We start from the raw sequence: 12,184 nt of genomic DNA, 5'->3' as shown, positions 1-12,184 counted from the left end.
TCCAAAAAGTTATCATAGCTCCTACCATACTGTTTTCTTCCTTAAGTAACCGATCTTGGCTTTGTAAAAGCAAACTTGACAAGAGGTTGCAAGTGTTATGCAAACCGATTAATTTTTTCTGCAGCAAATAAACTAGCGAAAGTTTGCACACCACTAAGTGGAGGAGAATAAACATGGAAAGTAATCAATTTCTCCTCAGTATTATTTGCCATCGTATGAATATGCTGCTCAGGTATTAAAAAAGAATTTCTTTCAGCCACTTTAGCTTCTTTAAACTTTTCAGGGGCTTCTTCTTCTTTTAGTTTATATGAGGTTTCTGTTAATTCTCCTGAAATCACCTTGCCGCACCCAATTGATTGGCCGTGATCGTGAATAGCAGTTTTTGATTGTGCAGGAAAACAAAGGACAAGAACTTCAATTACATCGGATTGAAAAATTACGTTTCTACCATATGGCAAGCCGTTCGGTTCTGTAATATAAGGGGAAACATCCTCTAAAGATAAAGCAAGTGATTCCATTTCTTCTTGAAGCTCTGATAATGATAGATTATGTTTGTGGTTAAATTGTGTTTTAATTCTTTCTAAAAGATCCAATTCATCTCACCTCATATTTATTGGTATTATTACCAAAAATTTTTAAAGATAAGTCTTCTTGCAGTTCTAAGCATGATATACAGTCCCGGCTTACATGTTAGCAATCACTCTAGAAAAGTAGACATGTATTATTTACTAACCACCCACTGATATTTTAATTCCCCCTCCCTTTTACTCTTTCATAGCAAGTAGTGTGCCAATAGCAAACCCTTATTAAATAAGGGTTCTCCATCGCTGTTTTTCTAAAAATTATTAGTGTTGCGAATCAACTTTCAATCAACTTGATGATATAGACATCTTCTCCTTTTGCATTAACGCTACTTTTTTTTCGGATATGACAAATTTTCTGTTATCTCATTTGGAATCTATTGCTATATTAAAAATTATAGTTATAAACTTTTTATCAAACGGAATTAATACAAAAATAATACCGGCCTTCCATATCGATAGATAGAAAGCCGGTATTATTTAATTATACTTTTTCTTAAAAATATGATTTATCCAAATTAAAGTTGTAACATGTCCAGCAGTCATTCTTAAAAATCAATGTTTATTTTTTAGCAATGGCCTCTATTTCTATCATTACGTCTTTAGGGAGACGACTTACCTCTACAGTAGAACGTGCAGGGTTATGCTCCCCCATAAACTGGGCATACTCTTCGTTTACATGAGAGAAGTTATTCATATCATTTATAAAAATAGTAGTTTTAACAATATTGGTAAGTGAATAGCTCTCCGTTTCCAAAATGGCTCGAATATTCTTTAAAACTTGTTGTGTTTGCAGTCTAATGTCATTTTCAATTACCTCTCCTGTTTCGGGATCAATCGGTATCTGTCCTGAAAGAAAAAGAAAACCATCTACACTAATAGCTTGTGAATATGGGCCAATTGCTTTTGGTGCTTTATTTGTTGATATAGTTTTAAACATAATCATCATTCCACCTTACATGTATTTTCTTATTAAGTTTGGTTTGAAACTCTAAAGCGTACTAGCTTTTTACTGTCATAAATTTCTCTTGCGACCATTTATCAAACCCGCCTGTTAAATTAAGGATTTGTTTAAAACCATTTGCTTGTAATATACTGGCAGCAATAGCCGATCTAGCACCTGATTTACAATTTACGAGAATTGGCTTATTGTGCGGAATTTCCTTTATTCTATCTTCTAAAGTTCCCAGCATAACATGATTGGCCTGGGGAATATGTCCTTCCTTCCATTCACTATCGGTGCGAACATCCAGAATATAAAAATCATCTATCTTATCAATGATCTCTTTTGGTTCTACTGATCCGTAATCCAACACATCAACAGCATTCATTTCGAGTTGATTAATAAAACTGTCATCCATTATAGCACTGACTTGATCAAGCCCGATTGATTGTAAAGCTTTCAATATTTCAGACTCTTTTTCTTCACTGACCAACAAATATATAGGCCGATCATAATCAAGCAGCCATCCAGCCCAGGTGACAAATGATTTATTGTATGGAATATTGATGGTTTCTGCTATATGTTTCTTCGCGAAGACCTTTGCTGGTCGTGTATCTACCACAATGCCTTTTTTGGTCCACTCTCGAACTAGCGTTAAGGAAGGCTTTCTATGAATTACAGGCTCAATTTTTTCGAGTAAGCCAGCCCCTTGCTTATTTACTTTTTTCATTATTTTAAAATACTTGGGAGGTTCAGGCTGTCCGGCAAGTAATTCCTCTATAAATTGATCTTCCTGATTATGTTGAAATGCCCAGTTAGCTAGCTTTTCATAACCAACCGTAGTAGAAGGCACTGCTCCCAGTGATTTACCGCACGCGCTGCCTGCTCCGTGTGCTGGCCAGACTTGTAAAAAGTCCGGAAGTTGTTTAAATCGCTGCAAGGACTTAAACATACTCTTTGCCATGTGATAAGAGGAACCGCTTACACCCACAGCTTTTTCCAACAAATCTGGACGACCCACATCTCCGGCAAAAACAAAGTCACCAGTAAATATGCCAAAAGGGGCTTGAACTGCTGATACCCCGTCAGTCAATAAAAAGGAAATGTGTTCGGGTGTGTGCCCTGGAGTATGAATAACTTTAAATTGTAAATTTCCAATAAAGAAATCATCTCCATCCTTCAGCAGTTGATGATCAAACTTATCTGCAAACTGATACTTCCATTCATCATCTCCCTCATCTGACAGGTAAAGTTTTGCCCCTGTTTTTGAAGCCAACTCCCGTGAACCAGAAATATAATCTGCATGAATATGTGTCTCCGCAACACTAGTAATCCATACCCCTTGTGCCTTCGCCGCTTTTAAGTAGGGAGTAATATTACGAGAAGGATCAATGACAATGGCCTCTCCCTTAGCCTGACAGCCTACTAAATAAGACGCATGGGCCAATTTGTCATCATAAAAATATTTAATTATCATGTGTGAACGCCCCTTTAGCAACTAATAAGCTATAAATTATTTTTGTTCATGTTTAGATATACTCGTTAACAAGGCCTTGACAAAATGAATATTTCGCTGAATAGCAGGTTCTTTTATTAATCTGATCAATGTAAAGATCGTTACTTGTGAACGGTCTCTTTCCGTTTCTTTCCGTGCCTTCTGCAACATAGTCTAGCCATTTTGAACCTTTTGCTGAATCGGCTCTACAACTTCGTGAGCACCTTCAAATAAATAATCGACTGCTTCCTTGTCACTAGATACTGATAATAGAAGATCAATTATTAGTTCTGCCAAAGACAAATATTTAACATACTTAGGCAGATTCATAAATTCAAGGCTTCAGCATTTATAATAATCATATAAATGGCCACAGTTATGACAATCGCAGAAAACGTATAATTGAGAGCTTTTCGTTGCTTACTTAAACTCTTTGCCGCCAATGTGCCAAATATGCCTCCTATAAACCCACCGCCCACAAGCGCCAGTACTACCAACCAATTTACTAAACCTGAGATACTGTAATTTATTGCCGTTGTAAGTCCAAAAGTTCCTACGGAAAACAAAGAAGAACCTATTGCTTCAATCATTAACATATTTGTGGTTGCCATAAGAGATGGAACAATTAAAAACCCGCCACCGATGCCAAAAAAGCCAGATGCTAAACCCGTCAGTCCACCAGTGATCGTTAATTTTCTTCCATTGTATTTATCCATTTAAATCAGATCCTTGCATTTCAAAGTTTGCTTTTTGTTTTATATTTCTTTTAGGCAAAATCATTTTAATGGCCATAATAATCATAAGTAAAGCAAAGAGGAATAGCAGTTGTTTACTCGGAATAAGCTTCCCAAGGGTCGATCCCCAGAAAGCGCCTATTGCACCAGGTATAGCAAATATAATTGCCGGTTTCCAGTGGACATGACCAGCACGCGCATGAGGTATGAGATTTACAAAGGCATTAATTGAAACAGCGAGGGCAGTACTGCCAATGATCATATGCGGATCTTTCACTCCAACTAAGTAAAGCATAAGAGGTACCGCTAAAATTGAACCGCCGCCGCCAATCAGGCCCAAAGTGAAACCGACAATTCCGCCTGAGGCAACAGTGAGAATCCATTGTTCAATTGTCATTTCATATCATTACTCCCTTTTAAATTCTGTGACACATATGCGGGTGCTTCTTTAATAAATTACAAACATCAAAACCATTCAAATTGCTTCACCTCCCATTTTTCTGTGTCGTTTTCTAATATTGCAAGAGTTGTGCCAACTTAAAACCCTTGTTAATTCAACATTCCTTTTTCCTTCTAGGTTCAAAATTTATCAACTTCGCGATCGTGAGGATGAAAGCCTATCGTCATGGCTTTTTTTCGTTCCTAGATCCGATAATGATTTTCTCAATTTTTAAATACATGACCTCCCACAATTCCAATAAACAAAAAAAAGATTGCAAATTAAAATTTGCAATCTCAAAATACTATTTATAAAACTTTTAGATTGTATTTTTCCATCTTGCGATAAAGAGTTGATAAACTAATTTTCAATTCATCAGCAACTTTTTCTTTATCTATTCTATTCTTTTCAATTAGAAAGAAGCTTTGTATAACCGATTTTTCATATTCAGCAACCATCTCTTCCAAACTTAATCCTCGGGTATTTATAGGTGTTTGCTTTTTTTGGTAGAGATAATCTGGAAGGTCTTGAAAGCCAATCACTTCAGATTCTGCCATATTTACCATGTATTCAACAACATTTTCTAACTGTCTAATATTACCTGGCCAATCATATTGTATTAACCATTGTTCTAATAGCGGATCAATGCTTAAGTATGGACGGTTTAAAGTTGAGCAATGTTTACAAATAAAATACTGAAGAAAAAACGGAATTTCATCCCGACGGTCTTTCAATAACTTTGTATGAAGCGGAATAACATTTATCCGATAGTATAAATCCTCACGAAATGATCCATTTTGAACCATTTCTTCTAAATTGCGATGTGTAGCCGTTATCACTCTAACATTAACAGGCAGTGATTTATTTCCCCCAATTCTTTCAATCTCTCTCTCCTGTAGCACTCTTAGAAATTTAGGCTGCAAAGAAAGAGGTAAATCTCCTATCTCATCGAGAAAGATAGTTCCATTATTAGCCAGCTCAAACTTCCCCACTTTTCCTTCTCGATTTGACCCAGTAAAAGCTCCTCCCTCATAGCCGAACAATTCGCTTTCCAGCAAATTCTCAGGTATAGCAGCACAATTAACTGCAACAAAAGGATTGTTTTTCCTATCACTCTCGAAATGAATTGCCTTTGCCAATAATTCCTTGCCTGTTCCAGTCCCTCCTCTAATCAAAACATTTGCCGGGCTGTTTACTACACGCTTGGCTTTATATATAACATCTTGCATATCCGCATTTTTACTAATTATACTTTCAAAGGTAACAACTTTACCTGATTCTAAAGTGTCTTCATATAAACTGCATTTGGATTGAGATCTACACTCCTGCGAAACCAACTTGCTTTCTAATATCAAACTTAGATGTTGTAGAAACCTCTTAAGTGCCTCAGCATTCTTAATCATCTTTTTCTTTTGTTCAACAGAAAAACCCATGAGCCCAATGACTCCTAGAGTTTCTCTCCCCTTTACTATCGGAAAACCTATAGTTGCTGTTTCTTTGCATTGCTTTAAAAATTTACAGCTCATACACTGGGATTCATTTTTTATAACATCATAGGTCAATTCGGGTCTGCCTGTTTTCATCACAGCCCGTAACAAGGAGCCGTCAGGTGCAGGTTTGCCAATTTGTTGCTGATAGCTGCCTGTGCCACTTACCCGATTACCGTTTTTATCAAGTATTGTTATATCAAAACCAAGTACTGCTGTAATGTTTTCTGAAAACACTTGAATAAATTCCTGATTTTGAGTTATACTCGTCACTTTTTCTCCCTCCTACGAGCTAGAGCCCATCTAAATGATCTATTGTTTTCTAAACATCTTATTTGTAAATGTTGCTTATTAGATAATAGAGAACGTTTACAAAATCGTTTCGAGTAGGCTAATTAAAGTTATTATAACCCTTCTTAAGCTGGTAACGTACTATTTTTTCAAGTATAAAATATTAACCGCTTGTTGAATTTGTTGTAAGCTTTTTTAATATTAGACGAGGGCAGCCAATATTCATACGTATAAAGCCTTCCTCATTTCCCCAAAAAATTCACCCTTCATTCGTAGCGACACCTGCATTGACAATGCATAAACTGATTAAGTTCGTTTACTGTTAGCCTTAGTCCCATGCAGTCCAACCAAACAAGATAAGTTCCCTCTGGTTTAACAGGCTTTATTTTTAGAATTTTCCGTCAAAAATCTTCGCCAATAAATTTAAGTTTCCTTGTAAATAATTCATCAGTTGCTCCAGACATTCCTCTCCGTCTTTCCACATTAAAACGCTCCTTTAGTCCATTTTTCATAATTATTATTTTATCGGTCAACTAGTTCATTTGGGTTTCAAATCTCCACTGGTTTTCTCTTGGCTTACATGTTTCTTTATGCAGTTTTTATGCCAAATTAAAAATCTAGTAAAACTAAGGACTAAAAGAGGAAAAAATCTGTTGTTTTACCAATTTTGCTATTCCTCTTCTGTAAAACTTATATAAATAAGCATAAATCGTTCGCAATATCGAAAAATAATTTCTCAATATCGATAAAACCCTAATAATATGCTACTTTAAAATAAAGTTTGACCAGAAATAACGTATAAACCTGCATTTCCACAGCAAATTAAAAGAATCCATTTTGAATAAAGAAGGAACTTTTATAAAAAAGTTTGATCCTTTCTGTAATCCGCATCCTTTTCTGAAATAAACAATTGGTTCGGCATTTTTATATTATAGAAGAATGTTCAAGCCAGCTCACACTTATTGAATGATAGTGTGTATTACTTGAATAGATAGAAAGTACAAGCTCAAAAAACAGAATAAAACTTTGACATCTTTCCCCCTATATAAGGCAAATAGTTTTGATACCATCGTTTTTCATTTCGCATCCTCATCTTCTTTGAATTATTATGTGTTGATTAGGGAACACTGCCACAATCACACCATCCATATTGTTTCCTGATATCTCATTAAGTGTTATTGTATTATTGTATTATTGTGTTTTTGTGTTTTTGTGTTTTTGTGTTTTTGTGTTTTTGTGTTTTTGTGTTTTTGTGTTTTTGTGTTTTTGTGTTTTTGTGTTTTGTGTTTTTGTGTTTTTGTTTATTTTTCCATCACAGTCCCAAGTGTTCTTTGCAGTGTTGAAATTGACTTTTTCTCCTGTTTTGCTTCTTGTTTATTGCCTACTTTCTTTTTTAACTCATCGTTCCAGTCTTTTCGTTATTAGGAATGCCGGTCTTTAACATATCAATATTTACTACTTGTCTAACCTTCTTAATAAATTCTTTACCTGCTTTATCATTATCTACTGCCAGAACGACATTCTTAATGTTTAAGCCCTCTTTTTTAGTTTTAAGATAAGATTGAAAAACTATTTTTAGTTTTAGTCCATTCATGCTTACCATTCGGTCGTCTTTGAGTTTTTCTTGCTTAATGCTCCAATAAGAGAGTAGGTCAATGGGGTTTTCAAAGAAGTAAATGGTATCAGGCCGACCTATATCTACTGTAAAACCTGAATGTTCCTTCCCATTTTTCAAGATTTACTTAAATGAACCTCTCCTATTATCTGTCTTAATTGTACCTTACCGCTCTGCACCAACGATTTTTCTTTGCCGCCTGTTTCTCTTCATTTAAATATGACATTCTTTTTTTGGTCTTGAGAAATCAGTTCTTTCTGGGCTAACCAATTTACCGGACGCGAATCTATTTTGCGGTCATTGGTTAAATAATCTCTAATAGCTAATTGATCGTTTAGAGGTAGCGTCAGGAAAATGCGGATTTAGAACGTTAAGGAAATTTCAATATTAAAAAGCCTGATTGCTAAACTAATCTTGGACGTTATTTTTAAGTTCTAAAACCCTCCATTTTCAGTATAAAATTCAAATTCTTCAAAAATCAATACAAGTTAAATTTAATAAAAATGCACATAATAGCCCACTAACGAAGCTAATTATGTGCAATAAACTATTTATGTACACGATTAAAATAGTAGCTATATACATATGTACCAATGGATCGGATATAAAAATTAATTAAGCACACATGTTTTTATATAGATATAGTGCCAATGCTATAGCCGCTTAGAATGGAAGCAAGCATCTCCTCTCCCTCTTCACTCTCTCCACCTTTGCTGCCTTTTCCGCAGGTTTCCATGACCCGAAGCAATGTTTTTTCGATATGAGGCTTCGGAGGCTTTGTCACATGGGACGATACATCTTGCTTTGTTATATCCACATGCTCATTGATTGTAACAGCTGGTAACAGCGTATCCTTTGATTCAATTTTTTCGAGTTTTTTCCACCCAACGACTGTCTGGACTTTTCCTTTAGAAATAAACACACCTTTTATTTCGTTAACATTTGCTTTAGTCGTGATTTTCGTTTCCTCGTATTCCGCTATCGGCATAAACTGAACAATAAAGCGGTTTTTAATGGCCGTATAAACCATCTCTTCGTCTTTCGTTAACGACTTAGGAACCAAATAAGTGGGAATAATCGCACTATGGCTCTCCACCTTTGCGTTATTAAATATCCGTTTCGTTTTTTGAAATTTAATTTCCTCTTCAAAAGGCAGCCCCTTTTTTAAAACGTCCAGCACTTTAGCTGCTTTGCCTACAAGGCTTTCTTCTAAAGCCACACTCGCTGTTCGAGGGTACGTGATCAATTTTTTCTCGTAAAGGGACTGGGCGACTTTCAGTACTTTGTCGGACGTCCAGCCTTTATACTTACTTGTAATGTACCCTTGTAAATTTGAGAGATTAAATAAATAAGGCGGAAACTCCTTTTTCCGTTCGACCTTTTTATCAATCACTGTGCCGCTTTGATTGGCTAGGATCTGCTCGATTAATTCGAGAGGTTCTTTACTTTTGAACTTTTCCCGCCCCTCTTCGAAATAAGTCCCCTCATACTCTTCGCCGTCTTTCGTTTGAAAAGTAGCCGTTAATTTATAATAATCTTCCGGTACAAAATTCTCGATTTCCTTATCGCGGTCGTAAATAATCTTTAAAGTTGGCAGCAAGACCCTTCCGATATTTAAAGCCTGTCCTCTTCCCTTTTGGTACTTTAATGTAGCAACTGATGTTAAATTGATGCCAATCAGCCAGTCTGCCCACTGGCGGCTCAATCCGGCATCTTGAAGAGGCTTCATTTCAATATTAGGTTTAATATTTTTTGGAGACCCTTTAATACTTCCTCAGGGGTCCACTCGTTCAATAACAATCTGTATACTTTTTTCTGGGACTTGAGATTATAGATAATTGTGTCACCAATAATTTGACCCTCACGGTCATAGTCACAAGCAGACACTATAGTCTCCACGTCATTTCGTTTAATCAAAGAATAGATAATCTTTAGCTGTTTCTTTGCTCCAAGGTCTTCTTTCTCCCTGTTGCGTGGATCGCTTTTTACCTTGTACCGGAAATGCGACGGGATAAATGGAAAGTTTTCCATGCTCCACTTTTTCAATTTCTCATCATAATCTTTCGCATCATACAGCTGTAATAAATGCCCAAAAGCCCAGGTGATGATATAGCCATTGCCTTCAAAATAACCATCTTTTTTCGTTTTTATTTTTAACGCATCAGCAATATTTTTAGCTACAGATGGCTTTTCTGCAATAATAACCTTCATTCTGTTAAACTCCCTAATCAGTGTAATGTAAAATATTATATCTCTTTCTCTTTGTAGTTTAAAGGAATGGTTCTTTAGAATTTCGAATGAGTAATAAAACTACGGTTAGAGGGAATGAAAGGAGTTTAAAAGCTATTGTTCATGCACAATAGCTTTTCATGATAAATTTTTTCCCCTTGTCTACTGTTCATTATCTTTTATAGTAATATTTATAACGTCATATAAACCATCATAGAACTGCAACCCACTCCTATAAAGGAAAAAGCCTTACTGACGAAAACTGTGGTTTTAGGAGAGGCAAAATTATGGTGGAAAGCCCTTAGAATTTGAGAATTTTTTATTTCAAAACTTATATCAAAGACTATATATCTTAAAGGGCTATTTTTGATGGTAGGAAGAAGACTAATTTCCTTCTATTTACCCTTTGTTATAGCGGGATTAAAACCTCAACTGCACTGTTCCTTTAGTAGAAGAAGAACCCGCAAAAGTTTTAAACTGAACTTCTAAAGTAAATGTTAAATAGCGAGGAATAAAACTTGGTTACTTATTTTGATAAATAAGGTTTTAAAGTCATATACTTAAAAAGGTATAATACCTCAATATTCGAGGAATTATACCTTTTTGCTGTTTTTGATCTTATAGAAAAGGAATAACCGCTTTTTATTATGTGGCAGTCAACGGGTTCTGTTGTTTAATCTCTTGGATGGATAAATGGATACTGTAATTCCCATATTCCAGTAGTTCATTAAGAAAAAGATTTAATTGGTCTTGAGATGTAACTTTTATTTTTAAATGGTAACATCCTTCTCCCGATACTCGATGAGCTTCAATTACCTCATTTCGACCATAGATAAAACGTATAAACGAATCATGATCTGCTGTTTTCATATAAATAATGACAAACGCTGTATAAGTAAGTCCTAATTTCATTTCATCGACTAGTAGAGAGTAAGCTTTAATCACACCACTTTCCTCAAGTTTTTTTATACGGTTCCCTACTGCTTGTCCCGTCATATGAATTTGATTACCTAAGTCTTTCCATTGAATACGTGAATGTTCAGATAGTAACCGAAGGATCTTAAAATCAATGTTATCAAGTTCCATAATAAATTCCTTTCACCATGAAATGTTTTGATCTAAAAGTGTTTCGCCAAAGTATCGATAAAAATCAAGATGTTATTTATCATTATATTGTAATTAAAATTTTAAATGAGGTGAAAAAAATGAGCTCAGCTTTAATCATTGTCGATATTCAAAATGACTATTTTCCGAATGGAAAGATGGAATTAAGCAATCCTGAAAAAGCAGCCGCTAATGCGGCTAAAATTCTTGATTGGTTTAGACAAAATAACAAAGATAATATTTTTCATATCCAGCATGTCGCAAGTAGTCCAGAGTTAGGCTTCTTTCTTCCAAATACGAAGGGAGTGGAAATAAATGAAGCTGTTCTACCGTTAGAACACGAAAGCATTATTATAAAACATTTCGCTAACAGCTTTTTAAAAACTGAATTAGAAAGCAAATTAAAAGAAAAAGGAGTAACCAAGCTAGTAATTGTAGGTATGATGACGCATATGTGTATTGATGCCACAGTTAGAGCCGCAGTGGATCTAGGCTTTGAAGCTACACTGATTGAAGATGCCTGTGCGACAAGGGACTTATCTTATCAAGATAAGGTCGTTCCAGCAGAACAGGTTCACTATGCGTTTGTCAGCGCACTTAAAAGTATGTATGCCAATGTAATTTCAACCGAGGATTTCCTGCAACAAAACTAATACAGTCTTGAAGAATATATCATTCTATATAAATGGGAGTTTGTTTAAAAACAAGCTCCCTTCTTTTTTCGTTCTTATTTTTAAAGCATCAGCAATGCTTTTAGCTACAGATGGCTTTTCTACAATGATAACCTTTATTCCATTAAACTCCTTATCTTAATCACTATAATCTTAAACATTCTATCTATTTCCTATCATGGTTTAAAGAAATGATTCTTTAGGATTTTAAATGAGTAATGAAACTGCAATTAGAGAGAATGGAACGAATTTGAAATCATGATAAGTTGCTCGTGTACAATGAAGTTTTATGATAAGCCCTTTCTACATCTCTGCTATGCATTCGTTATTCTTTAGTTGTAACCATATCGCTAGCACCGCTGTAAACAGCAGCAGAACCGCTATCTAAATCCACATACACATTCCCCCCAAAAATCATGTTTTTGAGAGAAGACAAATTGATAATTAAATCCCTGTCACTTTTCATTTGTTTTGTCATAGCCACCTGATTTAAAAACTTTATTAATTTTTAGCAATAAACGCTTTTTCTCCTGTATATCCATCTGTTTCTAAATCGGTTAAAGCTCTATCTATAAACTACTCTATTAAACCTATT

At 35.1% G+C, this 12,184-nt stretch carries 12 protein-coding genes and 1 pseudogene; 1 reads left to right on the top strand and 12 read right to left on the bottom strand.

What is annotated here, in order from left to right:
• Positions 1-95 precede the first annotated feature (95 nt).
• The 11 genes and pseudogenes from CJ483_RS22065 to CJ483_RS22030 form a co-directional block, all read right to left on the bottom strand.
• A complete protein-coding gene (locus tag CJ483_RS22065) occupies positions 96-593 on the bottom strand; it encodes a cysteine dioxygenase (RefSeq protein WP_120037644.1) in 498 nt (165 codons plus the stop codon).
• A 550-nt stretch (positions 594-1,143) separates the two neighbouring features.
• Entirely contained in the window at positions 1,144-1,521 is a 378-nt protein-coding gene (locus CJ483_RS22060) for a RidA family protein (RefSeq protein ID WP_120037642.1), read from the bottom strand.
• A gap of 61 nt (positions 1,522-1,582) precedes the next feature.
• Positions 1,583-3,001 (bottom strand): MBL fold metallo-hydrolase, encoded by a 1,419-nt coding sequence (locus tag CJ483_RS22055; protein ID WP_120037640.1) that lies wholly within the window; start codon positions 2,999-3,001, stop codon positions 1,583-1,585.
• Positions 3,002-3,193: 192 nt separating this feature from the next.
• Positions 3,194-3,349, bottom strand: a complete 156-nt coding sequence (locus CJ483_RS24690; protein WP_182917135.1) for a hypothetical protein — start codon at positions 3,347-3,349, stop codon at positions 3,194-3,196.
• The gene (locus tag CJ483_RS25255; RefSeq protein ID WP_259455753.1) at positions 3,346-3,735 is read right to left on the bottom strand and encodes a TSUP family transporter; all 390 of its coding nucleotides are present in this window, start codon (positions 3,733-3,735) and stop codon (positions 3,346-3,348) included. The genes CJ483_RS24690 and CJ483_RS25255 overlap by 4 nt, the downstream gene beginning before the upstream one ends.
• Entirely contained in the window at positions 3,728-4,150 is a 423-nt protein-coding gene (locus CJ483_RS25250) for a sulfite exporter TauE/SafE family protein (protein WP_259455752.1), read from the bottom strand. Before CJ483_RS25250 ends, CJ483_RS25255 begins: the two co-directional genes overlap by 8 nt.
• A 350-nt stretch (positions 4,151-4,500) precedes the next feature.
• Positions 4,501-5,952 (bottom strand): sigma-54 interaction domain-containing protein, encoded by a 1,452-nt coding sequence (locus CJ483_RS22045; RefSeq protein WP_120037638.1) that lies wholly within the window; start codon positions 5,950-5,952, stop codon positions 4,501-4,503.
• Between the two features lie 1,411 nt (positions 5,953-7,363).
• Entirely contained in the window at positions 7,364-7,705 is a 342-nt protein-coding gene (locus CJ483_RS25245; RefSeq protein WP_259455751.1) for a toprim domain-containing protein, read from the bottom strand.
• An 89-nt stretch (positions 7,706-7,794) separates the two neighbouring features.
• Positions 7,795-7,875 (bottom strand): hypothetical protein, encoded by an 81-nt coding sequence (locus CJ483_RS25240; protein ID WP_259455828.1) that lies wholly within the window; start codon positions 7,873-7,875, stop codon positions 7,795-7,797.
• Positions 7,876-8,228: 353 nt separating this feature from the next.
• A pseudogene (locus tag CJ483_RS22035) lies at positions 8,229-9,796 on the bottom strand (DNA topoisomerase); the annotation flags it as partial.
• Positions 9,797-10,459: 663 nt separating this feature from the next.
• Positions 10,460-10,900: an Lrp/AsnC family transcriptional regulator gene (locus CJ483_RS22030; protein WP_120037636.1), complete on the bottom strand. Its 441-nt coding sequence runs from the start codon at positions 10,898-10,900 to the stop codon at positions 10,460-10,462.
• A gap of 119 nt (positions 10,901-11,019) precedes the next feature.
• Between CJ483_RS22030 and CJ483_RS22025 the strand changes: the two genes are divergently transcribed.
• A complete protein-coding gene (locus CJ483_RS22025; RefSeq protein ID WP_120037634.1) occupies positions 11,020-11,571 on the top strand; it encodes a cysteine hydrolase family protein in 552 nt (183 codons plus the stop codon).
• A gap of 343 nt (positions 11,572-11,914) precedes the next feature.
• Here CJ483_RS22025 and CJ483_RS24685 read toward each other — a convergent pair whose 3' ends face one another.
• Entirely contained in the window at positions 11,915-12,067 is a 153-nt protein-coding gene (locus CJ483_RS24685; RefSeq protein ID WP_182917134.1) for a hypothetical protein, read from the bottom strand.
• Positions 12,068-12,184: the final 117 nt, after the last annotated feature.

This window comes from Bacillus sp. PK3_68 (assembly GCF_003600835.1).
GTDB lineage: Bacteria > Bacillota > Bacilli > Bacillales > Domibacillaceae > Pseudobacillus.
Note: the sequence above shows the minus strand (reverse complement) of the source record. Positions and strands in the feature narration are given on the sequence as shown.

Excerpts from the sequence above, each read along its gene's own strand:
- CJ483_RS25255 (WP_259455753.1), bottom strand. The coding sequence starts at position 3,735 with ATGGATAAATACAATGGAAGAAAATTAACGATCACTGGTGGACTGACG.
- CJ483_RS24690 (WP_182917135.1), bottom strand. The coding sequence starts at position 3,349 with ATGAATCTGCCTAAGTATGTTAAATATTTGTCTTTGGCAGAACTAATA.
- CJ483_RS22025 (WP_120037634.1), top strand. The coding sequence starts at position 11,020 with ATGAGCTCAGCTTTAATCATTGTCGATATTCAAAATGACTATTTTCCG.
- CJ483_RS25250 (WP_259455752.1), bottom strand. The coding sequence starts at position 4,150 with ATGACAATTGAACAATGGATTCTCACTGTTGCCTCAGGCGGAATTGTC.
- CJ483_RS22060 (WP_120037642.1), bottom strand. The coding sequence starts at position 1,521 with ATGTTTAAAACTATATCAACAAATAAAGCACCAAAAGCAATTGGCCCA.
- CJ483_RS22030 (WP_120037636.1), bottom strand. The coding sequence starts at position 10,900 with ATGGAACTTGATAACATTGATTTTAAGATCCTTCGGTTACTATCTGAA.
- CJ483_RS24685 (WP_182917134.1), bottom strand. The coding sequence starts at position 12,067 with ATGACAAAACAAATGAAAAGTGACAGGGATTTAATTATCAATTTGTCT.
- CJ483_RS22055 (WP_120037640.1), bottom strand. The coding sequence starts at position 3,001 with ATGATAATTAAATATTTTTATGATGACAAATTGGCCCATGCGTCTTAT.